The organism is Leeuwenhoekiella sp. ZYFB001 (genome assembly GCF_011784865.1).
GTDB lineage: Bacteria > Bacteroidota > Bacteroidia > Flavobacteriales > Flavobacteriaceae > Leeuwenhoekiella > Leeuwenhoekiella palythoae.
Map to the genome: position 1 here is coordinate 1,384,512 of NZ_CP050460.1, position 15,886 is coordinate 1,400,397.

General features: G+C 37.9%; 20 protein-coding genes. 7 read left to right on the top strand and 13 right to left on the bottom strand.

The window, feature by feature from the left end; genetic code table 11:
- Positions 1–10: 10 nt before the first annotated feature.
- From HCN54_RS06060 to HCN54_RS06090, 7 genes are read right to left on the bottom strand one after another with little or no spacing between them, the layout of a single operon-like run.
- Positions 11–706, bottom strand: a complete 696-nt coding sequence (locus HCN54_RS06060) for a CIS tube protein (protein ID WP_167596977.1) — start codon at positions 704–706, stop codon at positions 11–13.
- A complete protein-coding gene (locus tag HCN54_RS06065; protein ID WP_164916923.1) occupies positions 707–868 on the bottom strand; it encodes a DUF5908 family protein in 162 nt (53 codons plus the stop codon).
- A 2-nt stretch (positions 869–870) separates the two neighbouring features.
- Positions 871–1,305 (bottom strand): phage tail protein, encoded by a 435-nt coding sequence (locus HCN54_RS06070; protein ID WP_167596978.1) that lies wholly within the window; start codon positions 1,303–1,305, stop codon positions 871–873.
- Entirely contained in the window at positions 1,305–1,742 is a 438-nt protein-coding gene (locus HCN54_RS06075) for a phage tail protein (RefSeq protein WP_167596979.1), read from the bottom strand. The genes HCN54_RS06070 and HCN54_RS06075 overlap by 1 nt, the downstream gene beginning before the upstream one ends.
- Before the next feature lie 39 nt (positions 1,743–1,781).
- On the bottom strand, positions 1,782–3,740 hold the full coding sequence (locus HCN54_RS06080; RefSeq protein WP_167596980.1) for a phage tail sheath family protein: 1,959 nt from the start codon (positions 3,738–3,740) through the stop codon (positions 1,782–1,784).
- 12 nt (positions 3,741–3,752) lie between these two features.
- A complete protein-coding gene (locus HCN54_RS06085) occupies positions 3,753–4,604 on the bottom strand; it encodes a hypothetical protein (protein WP_167596981.1) in 852 nt (283 codons plus the stop codon).
- A complete protein-coding gene (locus tag HCN54_RS06090; protein ID WP_167596982.1) occupies positions 4,601–5,203 on the bottom strand; it encodes a DUF4255 domain-containing protein in 603 nt (200 codons plus the stop codon). The genes HCN54_RS06085 and HCN54_RS06090 overlap by 4 nt, the downstream gene beginning before the upstream one ends.
- A 217-nt stretch (positions 5,204–5,420) precedes the next feature.
- Between HCN54_RS06090 and HCN54_RS06095 the strand changes: the two genes are divergently transcribed.
- The 4 genes from HCN54_RS06095 to HCN54_RS06110 are packed head-to-tail and all read left to right on the top strand — an operon-like array spanning position 5,421 to position 8,098.
- Entirely contained in the window at positions 5,421–5,909 is a 489-nt protein-coding gene (locus tag HCN54_RS06095) for a hypothetical protein (protein ID WP_084673104.1), read from the top strand.
- Between the two features lie 12 nt (positions 5,910–5,921).
- A complete protein-coding gene (locus tag HCN54_RS06100; RefSeq protein ID WP_167596983.1) occupies positions 5,922–6,584 on the top strand; it encodes a hypothetical protein in 663 nt (220 codons plus the stop codon).
- 12 nt (positions 6,585–6,596) lie between these two features.
- Positions 6,597–7,385 carry a sensor histidine kinase gene (locus tag HCN54_RS06105; protein WP_167596984.1) on the top strand — a complete coding sequence of 263 codons (789 nt, stop codon included), beginning with the start codon at positions 6,597–6,599 and terminating at the stop codon, positions 7,383–7,385.
- 59 nt (positions 7,386–7,444) lie between these two features.
- Positions 7,445–8,098 carry a response regulator gene (locus HCN54_RS06110; RefSeq protein ID WP_072982222.1) on the top strand — a complete coding sequence of 218 codons (654 nt, stop codon included), beginning with the start codon at positions 7,445–7,447 and terminating at the stop codon, positions 8,096–8,098.
- On the opposite strand, the gene HCN54_RS06115 is transcribed toward HCN54_RS06110, so the two are convergent.
- The 4 genes from HCN54_RS06115 to smpB all read right to left on the bottom strand — a co-directional run bounded on the left by HCN54_RS06115 (position 8,095) and on the right by smpB (position 12,097).
- Positions 8,095–8,610, bottom strand: a complete 516-nt coding sequence (locus HCN54_RS06115) for a DinB family protein (protein WP_167596985.1) — start codon at positions 8,608–8,610, stop codon at positions 8,095–8,097. The two genes, HCN54_RS06110 and HCN54_RS06115, sit on opposite strands and share 4 nt — an antisense overlap.
- Positions 8,611–8,622: 12 nt before the next feature.
- Complete coding sequence (locus HCN54_RS06120; protein WP_167596986.1) at positions 8,623–9,012, bottom strand: hypothetical protein; 390 nt, start codon at positions 9,010–9,012, stop codon at positions 8,623–8,625.
- A gap of 17 nt (positions 9,013–9,029) precedes the next feature.
- Positions 9,030–11,489 (bottom strand): DUF5686 and carboxypeptidase regulatory-like domain-containing protein, encoded by a 2,460-nt coding sequence (locus HCN54_RS06125; RefSeq protein WP_167596987.1) that lies wholly within the window; start codon positions 11,487–11,489, stop codon positions 9,030–9,032.
- A 143-nt stretch (positions 11,490–11,632) separates the two neighbouring features.
- Complete coding sequence (gene smpB, locus HCN54_RS06130) at positions 11,633–12,097, bottom strand: SsrA-binding protein SmpB (protein WP_167596988.1); 465 nt, start codon at positions 12,095–12,097, stop codon at positions 11,633–11,635.
- A 110-nt stretch (positions 12,098–12,207) separates the two neighbouring features.
- Between smpB and HCN54_RS06135 the strand changes: the two genes are divergently transcribed.
- Complete coding sequence (locus HCN54_RS06135) at positions 12,208–12,942, top strand: DUF6503 family protein (protein WP_167596989.1); 735 nt, start codon at positions 12,208–12,210, stop codon at positions 12,940–12,942.
- 41 nt (positions 12,943–12,983) lie between these two features.
- Here HCN54_RS06135 and HCN54_RS06140 read toward each other — a convergent pair whose 3' ends face one another.
- The gene (locus HCN54_RS06140) at positions 12,984–13,526 is read right to left on the bottom strand and encodes a SixA phosphatase family protein (protein WP_167596990.1); all 543 of its coding nucleotides are present in this window, start codon (positions 13,524–13,526) and stop codon (positions 12,984–12,986) included.
- A 116-nt stretch (positions 13,527–13,642) separates the two neighbouring features.
- On the opposite strand from HCN54_RS06140, the gene HCN54_RS06145 reads away from it, so the two are divergent.
- Positions 13,643–13,828, top strand: a complete 186-nt coding sequence (locus HCN54_RS06145) for a CsbD family protein (protein WP_167596991.1) — start codon at positions 13,643–13,645, stop codon at positions 13,826–13,828.
- A gap of 77 nt (positions 13,829–13,905) precedes the next feature.
- Entirely contained in the window at positions 13,906–15,198 is a 1,293-nt protein-coding gene (locus tag HCN54_RS06150; RefSeq protein WP_167596992.1) for an anthranilate synthase component I family protein, read from the top strand.
- Here HCN54_RS06150 and HCN54_RS06155 read toward each other — a convergent pair.
- Positions 15,195–15,830, bottom strand: coding sequence for a Crp/Fnr family transcriptional regulator (locus HCN54_RS06155; protein WP_167596993.1), 636 nt, complete (start codon positions 15,828–15,830; stop codon positions 15,195–15,197). The genes HCN54_RS06150 and HCN54_RS06155 overlap by 4 nt on opposite strands.
- Between the last annotated feature and the right edge of the window lie 56 nt (positions 15,831–15,886).

Consider the following 15,886-nt stretch of genomic DNA (forward strand, 5'->3'; position numbering starts at 1 on the left):
GTCTAATGCATCAAATTGTTTTTTCTATAATAGGAGGGAAGAATATCTTCTGACCGGGTTTAAGTGTTCTAAAATTGGTGATCCCGTTTGCCTGAGCCACTTGCAAATAGTATTTGGAATCGCCATAAATGCGAAAGGCCATCAACGGAAGCGTATCTCCCGATTCTACAATACGTATGTGCGTGAGATCTGGTGAATTTCGGTTTTCGTCTGCCAAACGTAATTCAGGGTCTACCGTTTCTTTAAACTTGGCTTTGATGACTGCTCGTAACGGAGTTCCTTGCGGATTAAAAAGTTTATATTCGATATTCATCTCAATTAATATCCCTTTAAAAAGCAGACTACCCCAACGGATTTCTAAATAGTAGGGGCGATGTTCATCCCCAGAATATTCAAACGCTACTTCTTTAAATTGCTGAATATCATCGACCACTCCGGCGTCTTTATCGTGATTTTGATTGTGAGCAATTATGCCTGTACGATCAAACAAGAATTCAAGATCTAGATCTTTGGGAGGTATTTTTTCAAATCTGGGATCATTGCCACTAGACCCTGCAGCCTGATCATCATTATATTCAATCTTGTACGCCAGCGTGTATTTTTCTGGATTAAGCAGAGATGTAAAAACTCCATCAGCTACTTTCTCGCTATATTTTATATCGCGAAAAGCGGTGATCTTCAATTTAAAAAGTTCTCCTAAGGCCATTTATCGTTCGTTTTTTCGTTCTTGAATACGCATAACTTGTTCTATGCATGCTTCGATGAGTTTTTCTTTTTTAGCAGAAGAGGTTGTCGAAGTCGCAGCGGTAGAGTTGGCATTATCGCTAACATTTATTTTGATATGCAATTCTTTAATTTCAATGGGCATAATCAAGATTTAAAATAGTTATACGCTAGTTCTATGGTTTCTATAGCGATGCTGTTCTGCTCTGCATTAAAATCTGAAACCGACCATTTTACGGGATACGCGTGAACTACATTCCAGGTCACCAGAGGTTCGTGTTCATTATTCAAAAGTTTGATCGTTACATCTGTAGGACTGAAATCAAAATTTTCTACAGCGTCCTTGCACCATTTAATAAGTTTTGAATCGCCTACGAGTCCGCGTTTGAGGACCAGATTAGGAAACTTGGTCCGAACGGGTAATTTGTGCTTAAACCTATTTTCTCCACCTTCGGCATATTCTTCCGTTTCTATATCTACTGAAAGTCCGCTCACAGATTGAAACTGATGATCGATTTCAGGAGAAACCGCACCAAATTCAACCTTAAAGTGAAAACCAACCGGTGGATAGTAGTTTGCCATTATGCACCATTTTGAATTTCTAGACCTTCGTGCACAATCTCGATAGATTCTATAGCCACTTCATTGGCATCAGATTTCAAATCTGTTGACTGTACTTTTATAGGAAAGGCATTTTTTACTTTCCAAACTACAACAGGAGCATGCTCTTCATTTAAGAGACTTATGGTAATGTCGCGACGTTCTATGGTGTTGAGTTTTACACTATTCCACCAAGTGAAGTATTCATTGTCTGCTAAGAAGGTACCACGTTTCATCGTGATGTTGCTGTATTTCTGCATTCCCGGCATTTTGGTTTTACTGTATTCCGGGCTTGCTCCGTGTCTGTATTCTATAGGTTCAATTTCCACATCAAGACCGGAGACTTCTGTGAAACCTACATTCGTTCCGCCCCAATCAACGAGGAAATGAAATTTTGCTAATGGATATATTGCTGCCATATTTATGATTTTTAATTACTAGGATTAGATGATTGTTTTTTATGATTCCTGCATTTTATGAGAGAATTTAAGGATGATGAATTCTGCAGGTCGTACTACTGCCATACCAATTTCGATCGCCATAATACCATTTAAGATATCTTCAGCAGTCATCGTTTCTCCAAGCCCTACACGCACATAAAAAGCGTCGTTAGGTTTTGCTCCGGCTAGTGCTCCGGCACGCCATTGAAGATTTAAAAAGTTTTCGATCATTGCGCGTACTTTTACCCAAGTGTTGGCATCGTTACTTTCAAAAACAAACTGTTCAGTTGCTTTTTTAACCGACTCTTCAACCATATTAAAAAAGCGACGTACAGGAACATAGCGCCATTCGTTGTCATTACCAGCAAGGGTACGTGCGCCCCAAACCATAATGCCTTTTCCGGTGAAGGGTCTAATAGCATTTATAGATTTTCCTGCAACGGTATCAACATTCAAGCCTTGCTGATCGTCGTGATCTATAAGGTGTGTCACACCCACAACACTATTTAAAGAAGTGTTGGCTGGAGCTTTCCATACACCGCGGTTAGCATCTGTTCGTGCATAAACTCCTGCAATTGCTGCACTTGGTGGTAGCACGATGTATTCTCCTGCAATCGCATTTTTAATTGATTTTAGAGCCGGAATCATTTCGGTTGCGGCCGTTTCGTAGGAGCTTAAATAATTTGCCGTAGTGCTGCTGATATAGTCTAATGCCGATTTGATTTCAGTATAGAAACTACTCACAGTGGGTAATAGTTCTGCTATATAAAAAGCTTGTGTTTCACCTCCTTGGAAATAGGTTCCGGTTCCGCCACTACTATAATCTACACCAGTGGTAGAAGTTACAGTACGGTCAGGATCATATTCAGCATTAAAATCAGCAAGAATGTCTGAAATCGTCTCTGTGATGGAATGTATACTGCCACTAGTCAAACTTGTATTAAATACCGAATTTAAATGCGGTTGTAAGGCTTGGCCAGGAGCCGTTGCTGAAGTGTGTTTCAATTTATAATTATCGGTTCCCACTTCAACAATATCTCGTATAAAATCAATTGCATCGGCATAAAATTGAAGGAGACTAACAAGGTTTCCAATGGATGAAGTTGTTGTGACCGTAGTAAGCAACTCTTGATACTGATTATCAACCGACGAACTAGAGTCGGCAAGGCCATTCAGCTTATCTGTTACGAGTGCGCTGTCATCTATCAGTTCATCAAGTTGATTAGCAAGACTTTTGGCTTCTGCATCCTGAATCAGGTCAGCTAGAGTAACCGATACGCCTCCCAAGCTTATTTTACCTTTTAAACTTTTATAATGCACCGTTCGCGGCAAATTTGCTTTTAACCAAGGCGTGTAGGCTGCTCCATATTTTAAGCTGTTCATACCCACGCCATTTCTAAAAGCATTTATATCTACCTCGAGATCTTCGTTATCATTTTTAATACCTAATAGGGCAAAGCGATCGCCTAATTTTCCACACTGTTTTAATAATCCCTGATTAAAGGAGTCTAGATCAGCTTGATCTAATAAACAGGCATCGGGAGAAACTAAAATGGTAGGTTCATCTACTTTTGCGATTTTGGCTAAACCGTTTTCTAAGGCTGTTAATGCAATACTATCTTCACCGCATTTACCTACACTTACTATGTAGCAATCACCGCCACCATTTGCATAGAAAAGTCTCAACGCATCATATAAATAATACGTGTCTTCAATAGTAAAAGAAGCAACTGATTTTGATGCTGTTAACTGAATATCGTTAATATTTGCTTCGGGTGCACCTCCATAAAGGGAAACAAACTCTAACATAGAGCCTATTTTCTTAGGTGTCAAAAGCAAATCTTGTTCGATTTTATGAGAAACTTTATTAGTATACCCTATAAATGCGGGAATAGCGGTCTCAACCTGCGCTACCGAAGGAGGAAATACTGATATTTCTTCTACATATACTCCGGGCGTTTTATACGATGATGCCATAATAGAACGTGTTTAATTAATATAAATGTTAGAATATGTTTTGATGAGCGAACCGTCTGTATCACGGTCTTGATAAATTCTGTATGGAGTAGGAGTAGGGTAGTCAGTACCCGCATTGCTTATGGGGACAATCCCGTGCTGTACTAGAGGTTTTTCTTCAGGTTCTGTGGTGTATATCAGATCTTTTGTTGCTCCTGAATAATAGCGCCAAATTGTTTTACGATTATGAAATACAATTTTAAAATGCGGTGTATGCTGTGGAAGTGTTCCATTTAATAAAACCAGATTCAAGCCCGAACCCGCATCACGCATTTTTAAGGAGATTATAAAAGGTTTTTCGGTTTGAAGGTCACTATATTTCTTAACGAGAAAGTCTTTAAAAGCTTCGGAGACCGAATGATTTTTAGCGTTTGATTCTTCATTGTGTCTAGCCAAATAAACGGGTGAAACAGCGTTGTAAATCGTGGCATGATTACTTAGGAAAAGCGGACGGTCAAAAGCTGGATCAAGGTCTGTGTAATTATAAAATTGCGGGTCTAAAAGCTGAATATAAAACTCAAGCTTTAGGTCTTGATCTAAAGCAATTAATGGTGTGTAATTAGGAGCAGTATCATTAAAAAGTTCAGCTTCAATCAAAACCACAAAGCCTAGAGGATTTGGTTTGAGCAACATTCTGTGATTCTGTAGGTTTACTTTTGTCTCAACAGTAGGAACTATTTTTCCGAAGGAATTCCAGTTATATTTTTGAAGTTGTTTTTCAAGAACTGTTTCATTGGTGTCAAAAGGAGTGAGTCCGTCATCTAAGAAAAACTTATGGAAAATATCCAGTTGAAATAAAGGACGATATGTGGTAATGGTACTCACGATGTTAGGTGTTTAAAATTGGTATTAACCTGTGTGAGTAAAGCGCCTTCGTCTAAAATATGTTCACGCTCTATGCTCAAAATATTGAGTTTATAGATAGCCGCAGGATAAGCCTTACCGCCATGCATACTCCAGATGTAATTGAGTTCTTCAAAAGAAGGTGTGTAAAGCTCAACCGTGAATTGAAATTCTTTTACAGCTTGCATTACTTGCGTATTTCTGGAAAACAATGTGTTTTTATGATTGAAACTATTTTTCCCTTGAAAAAACTGAAGTATTGCCGCAAGAGACCGTAAGGAAAACGCATACTCCAGACGGTTGCACGTAAACAGAATGTATGCATTTACAAATACCGGAGTATTTTTATATACAGGTTTGCCGGATTGAACCGTATAGTTACGCTGATTTTTGAGCGTCACCTCTTCTTGAAGATTCAGCAGCGAGACAACTACTTTATTATCTAAAGGTTGGTTATCTCTATTGGGTTTATCAATAAAATGCGCAATAGAATCTAAAGTCACCAGATTGGTGCCTAAATCCATTTCTTCTAAATAGATTTCGACTTGCTCTCGTAATATTTCGAGGGATTCATAGAGCATGGGTTGGAGAATTTAGATTTTTTGTTATTCAAATTTAAATAGATAAATAATTGATATTCAGTGGTTAAAATCCCGAAAGCCATTGCGTCATTGACCCTTTTTTAATTCAGCTTATTCCCTTTACGCTACGGGGAATTTCCCCCTATTTAACTTGCTGATAATCCATTTGTTAGCAAATGCAGTACTTTAGACTGTGAATCACAAAATCAATACTATTATGAGGTGTTTTAAAGTTTTTATATGCGGTTTTGTAACCGTATTATTTTTAGGTTGTACAGAACAATACAATACTGCAAAACCTCCTAAAGGAGTTATTTCAATAGAAGAAGCAAAGATTTTAGATCGCACATTTACCGAAACTCGTGCGGACGCCATAAACAAAGCTATTGGTATGCCTGATAGTCGATCAAGTTGGTGGTCTGTAGATGATCTAGAAGCCTATATCGCTTATGCAAAAAGTGTAGCGAAGGAAAAAGGATATAATGTAAACGGCTTACGCGTGTATTATGGTGCCTATCCTAAGGATTACCACAATGCTGAAGTTTCCGGATACTCAACTTTATTTATTGTCCCAACCGGATATAAAGCAGCTTCTAATGAAGCGGCTGTTTTTAGTATTAATTTTCAAGAGGAAGAAGAGGATCTTGAAGTCCCTCCATTAAATATGGGACATTTAAGAAAACCACCTCCAGGCACGTACCAATAGAAAACAGGTTTAATGGAAGATTTGAGTTCGTATTCTCAATACTTAGAACTTATTGCTCTGATCATAGGTATTATAAAGTATAAAGAATTTAAAGATTTTTACTTTAAATATGTCTTTTACTTTTTGATCTATGTGGTGGCCAATGAGTTTTTAGCGGGTATTTCATATGAAGTATTGAACATCCCCAATACCTTTTTATATAATATCTATATTTTAATTCATTTTTCCTTTTTTTTAGCTTGGTTTCATTCGCTAATTGTTTCGACCGTAAAAGCGCGAATACTTAAGTTTTTCTTTTTAATGTATATCGTGTTTTGGTTTGGCGAAGCGTTGACCATAGGCTCTATAACTGATAATTACCTGTCCATCACCTTTTCTTTAGGCACACTGTTACTCATAATAGCTGTAGCTTTTTATTTCATCGAAATGCTCACTAGAGAAGTTGTACTTAATATCACGCAATCACCATATTTCTGGATGAGTTTTGGTATCTTGACCTATTGTGTGACCTATTTGCCTTTTTACATTACCTTAATGTTCTTTTTACAAGAAAATCCGGTTATTCTGAGTGTGGTTCTCTTTCTCATTAATTGTATTCAATATTGTTGCATCGCAATTGCGTTTATAAAATCTGATCGCTATCAAATGGAGCATCCAATAGCAAAAAAAAGCTAACTTGCTTCTTGTATGTCTTTTGATGATAACATTTTAGGCTCTTTTGAACTACTTATTATAGTATGTTCTTTAGTGCTTCTTGCCTTTTTGATGATCATCATTATTCTTTTTTCAGTATTTCAAAAGCGCAAGATCAAGTTTATCAATCAGCGTAATGAAGCTATTTTAAGATATCAGGAGGAAGTTGCGCGTACTCAGGTCGAAATTCAAGAGGAAACCTTAAAGAATGTGGGGCGCGAATTGCACGATAATATTGGTCAGCTAATTTCCGTAGCTAATTTGGAGTTGAAGATCTTTGGCGCAAATAACCATTTAGAAAAAGAACCAGAGCTTATCGAAATTACAAAACTGTTAGGCAAATCTTTAAGTGAGATAAGGGCCTTATCTAAAAACCTGAACAACGATATTATTACACATATCGGTCTTCAAGAGAGTATTAAAAATGAACTTAACCGCCTAGAACGACTTAAATTTTTAAATACAGCATTTACTATTCAAGGAGCGCCATTTTCAATACCTAAAGATGATACCATCATTTTATTTAGGATCGTGCAAGAATTTCTCAGTAATGTGATCAAGCACGCAAAAGCCTCTTCTCTAGAGGTTATGATGCTCTTTAAGGATGATTTCTTAGAAATTTTAGCCCAAGATGATGGGATTGGCTTTGATCAAAGTGTAACATCTCAGGGTTCTGGGCTACTAAATATGCATACTCGGGCACAAATGATCAGAGCAGAGTTTGAGCTTAATTCAACTAAAAACAAGGGTACACGTCTTAAAATCAAATACATAAAGGTTTAATTTAGTAATTATAATTACCTTTAACGCACTTAAAACTAACCACAAATTTTACTATTTCCATGAAAAACCATGTTGTAGGAGTCGTTGATGATCACGTTCTTTTTGCACAATCCCTACAAGGGCTCATCAATAGTTTTAATGGTTTTGAGGTGGCTTTTATGGCACGTAACGGTAACGACTTGATTAATAAACTTAGTACCTGCGATAAAGAACCTGATATTCTACTCTTAGACATTAATATGCCTATAATGAATGGTTTTGAGACTATTTCCTGGCTGAATGAACACAAACCGGAAATTAAAACCATAACGCTTTCTATGGATGATGATGAAGAAACTATCATTAAAATGCTAAAAGCAGGAAGCAAAGGCTATTTGCTGAAAGATATTCACCCAGAAACACTTAATCTTGCGCTCAACCAAGTGATAGAACGCGGTCACTACTACACTGATAATGTAACTACCGCTTTACTTAAAGGTGTTTCTAAGAAAGAACAAGATACGCTCCTCGAAAATTTTTCAAGTAGAGAATTAGAGTTTATGGAGCTTGCCTGTTCTGATAAAACCTATAAGGAAATTGCGAGCGAAATGTGCTTAAGTCCTAAAACTATAGACAATTACAGAGACACGCTCTTTAAAAAGCTTGAGGTGCGCAGTAGAATAGGTCTGGTTCTATACGCTTTGAAAAATAAAATTGTTTCTAACGGAAACTAAAGCATTTTTACAAAACTTGCCGTTGCGATAAGCTGACCTAAATGCCGCTGACTGTGTTCAGCAGCGTGAAATAATAATCCGATTAAAGTGGATGGTAATTTTTTTCTTCCTACAGATCGAGTCTCCGTTAGCTGGTGCTCTTCTAAAGTTTTAAAATAAGTAAGGGCTTCTTCAACCTTTGCAGTAAAAAACTTTATTAGTTGTTCAACAGAGAGATTAGTTTCAATCGCTTCCTCTGCCTTGAGGTACGCAAATTGTTTAGAAGATAAGGGTTCTTCTTTGGCATACGTAAGCATTCTATCTAAGACGCCGCTTAAATGCTTGAGATGAAATCCTACTGAAGCTCTTCCTGCCGGTTTGATCCATAATTTTTCTTTAGGGAAATCTTTCAACCAAAACGGTAATTCTTCTTTGGTTTGCATTAGAGCAAATGCTGCAGGCTGTAATAGTACAGGCAGATCTTCAAGAGGACCTCTTAGCCAAACTTCGGGTTGTGGTAGTTTTTCATCCATAAATAAGTTCGTTTAGCAACCGCATTCCCCATAAATTGAAGTACTGTAAACTGCTCCATTTTTGTCAGTTATTTTAAGAGATCCTTCCCTATGGTAGCGCTCTTGATCTAGTTGAATTTCTTCCTCAATTTCAAGGTCTAAGGTATATTCAGATTTTTGTTTATTTTTTGGATCAACAGCAATTAAAGAATCATTAATACTGATGTAAGCAGGAGGAGTTTCATAACTATCAATATAAATAAATTGTTGTTTTTGAAAATGTGCTTCATCTACCGCATAATAGCAACTACACCCCATAATGTCAGGAGGAAAGCCATCTATCTGAGTTACAGCGATACTTTTGTCTTTGACGCAGCTCACGAGTAGCATTGTAGAAAAAAATAGTAGTAAACCCTTGCTCATAATTTTAAAATTTGGTTTTAAAAGCTTAGGCCGAAGACGAACGCTCCGTCTTGATTGGGGCCATTAATTGAACGCACATAATCTACTCGTAAAAATTTGAATTTACCAAAACCTAGATTACCAATCCCTGCTGAAAATTCATAATACGGTTTTTGCTCTTGGGTAATTAAGGAATGCGCACCAAGAATCAAATTAGCATTTAAACTACGTATTCCGGGAATTTTGCCCAAAATAAAACCTTTAAAGTTATGCTCAGCGTGTCCTTCAAAATAGCTGTTGTTAGTACTAAAACCGTAATAGGGGAGCAGGTTAAAACCATTTAAGTGTCTCCCTTGCATTTGTATTCGTGTTTGATTTCCTTGAAAATGTTGATAGTCAACAAAACTAATGTCATCGCCATTTAAAAAGGTTCCGCCGCGCAACGTATAACCTAAATTTCCCTTGTTGCCGATGTCTAATTCTTGCTTGAACTGCGCAGCAATCTGAGTAAAATTAAAACCGGAATCTGATGCTGCAAAAGCTTGCTCAAAATTTAGGGTTAGCGTAGGGTATTTTGACTCGCTCACATTGAATTTTCCGTCAGGATAACTCATATATTTTTGATCAAAATGAATGACCGCTCTGGCATTAAATTTAGCCAACTCGTGTGGCACAATTGCATCTGTGTCAAAATCTAGTGGCACTAACGGATTGTTTGATGTATAGTCCACCGAATTTTTAATCCAAACTTGATCTGTGGTATTAAAAAGCGGACTACGTTTTTCGTATGCAGCGTTGGCGTAGAATTGGAAGCCATTAAAAAGCTCTTCACTATAGTAAACTCGAGCAAAATCGAGTTCATAAAGCTTCATATAATTGCGTTCCCAGAAGAGGGTAGAAATGCTATTTACCAATTTAGAAATGGGCTCTTGCGCGTTAAACTGTTGCACCTTTGTTCCACCCGTTATACCCAGCGTGCGTTTATTAATTTTATTAAAACGCTTTGCAATATTTCCTGTAAAACGCAGACGATCATCGTCAAGACCATAATTTGCATCAAGACTGGCATAGGTAGCTTGATTATATTCTTCGGTCCAAGTATTATAAAATAAACCTGCTGTTGCATTAAAACCTTGAACGGTATTGAAATTAAGCGTAGAAGCGGGCCCGCTGTAACCTATGCGCCAGCGCTCAAAACTATTGGTATAGCTATAACCTAATAGAGGATCTAAAATCCCAAAGGTATTAGATACTGCATCTACGGAATCTTTATAGGGTTTCGAATTACGTTTTTCTTGAATACTATCTTTAAGTTGATAATCTGCACGCTCTTCAAGGGTCAGCGGTACCGGTCGTATTTGTTGCCAGAATAAACTGTCTTTCTTATTGGCTTCGGGCTCAAAACGCAACACTTCATTAGAAAAAGAAGAACGCTCAAATTGCGGCTCAAAATCATAATTACTATAAACAGCAGTAAAGCGACCATTTCCGCCAAAACCCAGAAGTTTAAAGCTGAATTCAATGTTTTGCGAAATCTTCACCCATAAATCGGTTTGGGAATCGTATTTAAAATTGTGTTTAAACACCAAAGATTCTACAAAAGGCACCTGAATGGCTTTACCTGTAGTTGTGAGTTCTGCTCCATAAAGTTGCCAGTCATCTTCTACAATATAAATCACGCCAGAAAATACTCGATCGTTCTCTCGTTTTGGGCTAACGGCAATTTTGTTGATGAGTTTATTACCTTCTCTAAATGCGCCTAGAAGTTTATAGTTGTAATAATTAAAGGCATTGTCAGCCAGTGGTGAAATGAGTTGCGTATTGATCTCTAACGTATTTTCATAAAAGGAATAATCAGCTTCTTGAGCGCTGTTAAAACTAAAACCGTTGTCATTTCCGCTTACTTTGCTTGCGGTGATGGTTTCATCAAAATCATCTGGAGCTTGATAAGCGATTTTTGAGATGGTTTCGCTGAGATAAACAATACCCGTGCGGGTTGAGTCCAGTCCGCCGCCAAGATCTCCAATTTCTTGACCTAAGAATTTTTCAGGTGCATTTTCTACGCGCCATAAACCTCTGGAATAGAAATCTGCCGTATATGCTTTCTGTTTATCTACAATTACCGGCTTTTGGTCAAGTACAGCTTGAATGATCCTATTGGCAGGATTGCCGGTAGCATCCACAAAGACTTCATCTAGTGAGGTGGTTTCTTCCTGCAAGGTGACATTCAGCTCAAACGGAAAAGAGGTTATGCTAACTTCAACCTCTTTAGTCTGAAATCCTAAAAACTGAAAAACGATAGTGTAATTCCCGGGCTTTGCTATAGCGAGTTCATAATTGCCGTCGCCATTAGAAGTTGTACCGGTAGCTGCATTTTTCTGGTAAATATTTACATAAGGAAGTGGTTCGCCATCGGTATTGCTAACCAAACCGGTGATTTGTGCAGTTCCGGTAAAAGTGCTTAGGGTGAGTAGAAAAAGAAGTAGCTTTTGTTTCATAAAAGAAGTTTCAAGTAAATAATTCTTGGGGTAAAAGCCCAAACCACTTTTAGGAAACAATTTTTCAATTTTCAGGCAAGCCTCAGAATATTAAATCCTTTGGTGGTGCTAATAAAGACTTCAACTACTTTATGCCTGTTGCATTAATTATTAAATGCTTTCTTGATCTGCCCTAATCGTTTTTTAGTGTCGCGCTCCTTAATAGTCTCTCGCTTGTCATACAATTTTTTACCTTTTGCTAAGGCGATTTGCATTTTAGCAAGACCGCGATCGTTGATAAAAAGCCTGAGCGGGACGATCGTAAGACCGCTATTGCGCACTTCTTTATGCAATTTATTTAACTCACGCCTGTTGAGTAAAAGTTTACGACTGCTCTTAGGATTGTGATTAAAATAGGTCGCGTGAGAATACTCTTGAATAGTCATATTGATCACAAAAAGTTCATCTTCTTGAAACTCACAAAAACTTTCGGCAATAGACGCTTTTCCTTCTCTAATAGATTTGATTTCGGTTCCTGCGAGTTTTATTCCGGCGGTATATTTATCAAGAATCTCGTATTCAAACCGAGCCTTCTTGTTTTTTATGTTAATTGTATTTGTTTGCTTCATAGATTTTTTTGCCTTGTAAGCTTATCGCTTATGCTATACAAAAGTACTAATTTCTTATTGGGCGTTCTATTGCTTTAAATTACTTTAATTTTGTTTTAAAAATTTTTTTGATGAGAACATTACTCCTAGGTGCTATTGCATTATTTATTGTTTCGTGCGGTGAAACTGCTGAAGATCTTAATGCTGAAAGCATAATTGCAAAAGCTATTGAAACCAGTGGTGGCACAACGATTGACACTTCTTTGATCGCCTTTCAATTTAGAGATAAGTTTTATAGAGCTGATAGAAATAACGGAAGGTTTAAGCTGGAGCGGTGCACAGACGCTGCTTGTAAAGATACCCTAGATCAGTTAACCAACGCCGATTTTAAGCGTTTTGTTGATCAGCAGGAAGTTACGCTTTCTGACAGCCTAGTCGCTTCATTATCAGGAGGTGTTAATTCTGTTCATTATTTTTCGGTTTTACCTTATGGATTAGATGCCAAAGCGGTAAAATCAGAATTGGTGGGTGAAGCTACTATTAAAGGAAAACACTATTATGAGGTTCAAGTAACCTTTAGCGAAGAAGGTGGCGGAGAAGATTTTGAAGACACCTATATGTATTGGATCAATAAAACAGATTTTACCGTGGATTATTTAGCATACAACTATCACGTAAATGAGGGCGGAACGCGTTTTCGCGAAGCGTATAACATTAGAGAGGTTGAAGGAATACGTTTTGCAGATTATAACAATTATGAACCTGCCGAAAAGTTTCCGCCGTTACAATCTTTAGATAGTTTATATACATCCGGAAGCTTAAGCTTGCTTTCTAAAATAGAATTAGAAGATGTAACTGTCAAATGATATTCGCAGGGCTTCACACGAATTTTTAGGCTTGATAAAAGCTATTCTGCGGACCAGTCATTAAAATCTTTGAGCTCTACTTGGGCGCTTCCATTTTTGACGGTTACGACATATAAAAATCCATACAGAGCGTCGTCGATCTCGTCATATTTGTTTTCGCCAAGAATAGCATTCACAAAAGCGGGAGTCGTATTGCTGTGACCAACGACTAATACTGTCTTTCCTGCGGTTTCTTGCTGAAATTCGGCATTATATAAATGCGTAGGATCATATAATTTAACGCTTAACGCTTGTGCTTCTGCAGTTGGCTGAGCAGTGGCTAGGGTACGCTTATAATCGGTGCTGTACACCGCATCAAAGTCCACATCACTTAATTCTTCAGCCCAAAATTCTGCACGCTGCTTTCCGGCATCGTTTAATTCAGGATCAGAACCTGCATCAGGACCACGCATTTTATCAGCATGCCGAATTAAATAGTAGGTAGCATCCAAAGAAACAGGCGCAGCTTGTGCAGTTGCTTTAGGGGTGTCTTTACAAGAAATAATTGCAAGAAGAAGCGTACAAAGGAGTATGGTTTTTTTCATAAATTGAATTTAGACATTTTTAACGTAACCCGCATAAACCTTAGGTTTTTCTTGTGCTAGGCCGGGGTGATTAATCTGTACTTTTAAATAGTATTAATTACAAAAACTATAAAGCTATGAATTCTGATCAATTAGAAGGAAAATGGAAACAAGTAAAAGGAAAATTTAAAGAAGAGTACGGCGATGTGACTGAAGATGACACAAAGCATGCTGAAGGTAAATTTGACCAAATGCTTGGAAAACTTCAAGAAAAAACCGGTAAAACCAAAGAAGAAATTAAAGATTGGATCGATAAGCAATAGGCAGATCACAATTTATTAAAAAGGAACCGCTAGTAATAGCGGTTTTTTTTATTTCTAAACTGTACTTTCGCAAGGCTATGCGCATAGAAAAATCAGTAGAAATTCCGCAAGATCTTCCCTTGCTTCAGCAGCTTGTTTGCTGGGCAAATCAGGAGCCGGTTTCTTGTTTGCTATTGTCAAACAATCAGGTGGATGCTTATGGCGCTTACGATTATGTATTTGCTGCCGGAGCACAAGAGTCGCTACAAGTTTCTACCGGAACCGCTTTTGAAGCTTTGAAAGCGTTTAGAAAACGCACGCAAGATTTCCTTCTGGGATACTTTTCTTATGATCTGAAAAATGAACTGGAAGAAGTCAAGTCAGAGAACCTAGACGGACTCGATTTCCCTGATCTGTTTTTCTTTCAGCCTAAAAAGTTATGGCTGGTTAAAAAGAATGAAATTACCTGTTTATACCTCCCGGAATATGCAAACGAACTTGATGCTGATCTGGACAAAGTTTTTAATCAAGCATTTCAAATAGAAAATACAGTTGCGTCTGAAAAACCGCGTATTCAAGTGCGGTTTAACCGGGATGCCTATTGTGCGCAGGTTTCTAAAATGCTCGACCACATCAAACGCGGCGATATTTATGAGGCTAATTTCTGTCAGGAATTTTATAGCGAAGCTGCAATTGATCCTGTTGCGAGCTTTTTACATCTCAATGCAATTTCTGAAGCTCCATTTGCTGCTTTCTTCAAAAATGAAACACAATATGCCTTATGTTCCTCACCTGAACGTTTTTTGACAAAGCGGGGGACTCAGCTTATCAGCCAGCCTATAAAAGGCACAGCACCACGCAGTGTAAATGCCACTGAGGATGCTTTTCTCGCCCGCCAACTTGCCACTGATGCTAAAGAGCGTACCGAAAATATTATGATCACAGATCTAGTGCGTAATGATCTTTCAAAAAAAGCTTTAAAAGGAAGCGTAAGAGTCGAAGAACTCTGCAAGGTTTACAGTTTTAAACAAGTGCATCAGATGATCTCGACCATCAGTGCTCAAGTTGATACTGATGAAGACCATGTAGCGTTGATTAAAATGGCATTCCCAATGGGAAGTATGACCGGTGCACCTAAGGTTTCTGCAATGCAAATCATTGAACAATTAGAGAATCATAAACGGGGCTTGTACAGTGGCAGCATAGGTTATTTTGAACCCAATGGTGATTTTGATTTTAATGTGATGATCAGAAGTATTCTGTATAATGCGGCAAAGCCTTACGTCTCATTTTCTGTAGGAAGTGCGATCACTGCACAAGCCTTACCTGAAAAGGAGTATCAAGAGTGCTTACTTAAAGCTAAAGCCATGCGCGAGGCTTTAGAGCTTTAATCTAATGCTAGAAGTTCAATTTTGTTTCGTTGAATTTTTATGCGACCCTCCAATTCGAGTTTTTTTAATAAGCGTGAAATCACCACGCGAGAGGTGTGCATTTCATATGCGATATCTTGATGCGTACTCGACAGAAAATTACTTTGCACCAGTTTCTGTTTGTCTCTTAAATAGCGTAAAAGCCGCTCGTCCATACGCATAAAAGCAATACTGTCTATAGTATCTAGCATTTCCATCAGACGATTTTGGTAGCTGTCAAAAATAAAGTTCCGCCAGGATTTGTAATTAGAGCTCCATTCTTCCATTTTTTGAATAGGAATCATAATAAGTACCGTGTCGAGTTCGGCGATTGCTCGTATTTCGCTTTTGCGTTGGCCTCGATTAAAAGATAACGTCAGCGCACACGTATCTCCTTTTTCAAGAAAATAGAGTAGGAGTTCATCACCCTGAGCATCCTCTCTTAAGATCTTGATAGCACCGGATACTAACAAAGGCATTGCGGTGATATACTGACCGATATCCATAAGTTTCTCGCCTTCTGAAACCTCTTTTAAAATTCCGGCTTTTGCGATTTCTTCTAAAAGGTTTGGCTCAAAAATATGTGCGTAGTGCTGTTCTAATAATGCTCTCATAATTTCAAATGTAAACCGAAAAACTCATTTGCGCGGTTCAATTTAATTCAGAAAGC

What these genes read in the sequence shown, in the direction of transcription:
- HCN54_RS06100 (WP_167596983.1), top strand. Translation starts at nt 5,922, where the DNA reads ATGGAAGATTTGAGTTCGTATTCTCAATACTTAGAACTTATTGCTCTG.
- HCN54_RS06080 (WP_167596980.1), bottom strand. Translation starts at nt 3,740, where the DNA reads ATGGCATCATCGTATAAAACGCCCGGAGTATATGTAGAAGAAATATCA.
- HCN54_RS06125 (WP_167596987.1), bottom strand. Translation starts at nt 11,489, where the DNA reads ATGAAACAAAAGCTACTTCTTTTTCTACTCACCCTAAGCACTTTTACC.
- HCN54_RS06095 (WP_084673104.1), top strand. Translation starts at nt 5,421, where the DNA reads ATGAGGTGTTTTAAAGTTTTTATATGCGGTTTTGTAACCGTATTATTT.
- HCN54_RS06105 (WP_167596984.1), top strand. Translation starts at nt 6,597, where the DNA reads ATGTCTTTTGATGATAACATTTTAGGCTCTTTTGAACTACTTATTATA.
- HCN54_RS06110 (WP_072982222.1), top strand. Translation starts at nt 7,445, where the DNA reads ATGAAAAACCATGTTGTAGGAGTCGTTGATGATCACGTTCTTTTTGCA.
- HCN54_RS06150 (WP_167596992.1), top strand. Translation starts at nt 13,906, where the DNA reads ATGCGCATAGAAAAATCAGTAGAAATTCCGCAAGATCTTCCCTTGCTT.
- HCN54_RS06155 (WP_167596993.1), bottom strand. Translation starts at nt 15,830, where the DNA reads ATGAGAGCATTATTAGAACAGCACTACGCACATATTTTTGAGCCAAAC.
- HCN54_RS06075 (WP_167596979.1), bottom strand. Translation starts at nt 1,742, where the DNA reads ATGGCAGCAATATATCCATTAGCAAAATTTCATTTCCTCGTTGATTGG.
- HCN54_RS06115 (WP_167596985.1), bottom strand. Translation starts at nt 8,610, where the DNA reads ATGGATGAAAAACTACCACAACCCGAAGTTTGGCTAAGAGGTCCTCTT.
- smpB (WP_167596988.1), bottom strand. Translation starts at nt 12,097, where the DNA reads ATGAAGCAAACAAATACAATTAACATAAAAAACAAGAAGGCTCGGTTT.
- HCN54_RS06120 (WP_167596986.1), bottom strand. Translation starts at nt 9,012, where the DNA reads ATGAGCAAGGGTTTACTACTATTTTTTTCTACAATGCTACTCGTGAGC.
- HCN54_RS06065 (WP_164916923.1), bottom strand. Translation starts at nt 868, where the DNA reads ATGCCCATTGAAATTAAAGAATTGCATATCAAAATAAATGTTAGCGAT.
- HCN54_RS06090 (WP_167596982.1), bottom strand. Translation starts at nt 5,203, where the DNA reads ATGCTCTATGAATCCCTCGAAATATTACGAGAGCAAGTCGAAATCTAT.
- HCN54_RS06145 (WP_167596991.1), top strand. Translation starts at nt 13,643, where the DNA reads ATGAATTCTGATCAATTAGAAGGAAAATGGAAACAAGTAAAAGGAAAA.
- HCN54_RS06140 (WP_167596990.1), bottom strand. Translation starts at nt 13,526, where the DNA reads ATGAAAAAAACCATACTCCTTTGTACGCTTCTTCTTGCAATTATTTCT.
- HCN54_RS06135 (WP_167596989.1), top strand. Translation starts at nt 12,208, where the DNA reads ATGAGAACATTACTCCTAGGTGCTATTGCATTATTTATTGTTTCGTGC.
- HCN54_RS06060 (WP_167596977.1), bottom strand. Translation starts at nt 706, where the DNA reads ATGGCCTTAGGAGAACTTTTTAAATTGAAGATCACCGCTTTTCGCGAT.
- HCN54_RS06070 (WP_167596978.1), bottom strand. Translation starts at nt 1,305, where the DNA reads ATGGCAAACTACTATCCACCGGTTGGTTTTCACTTTAAGGTTGAATTT.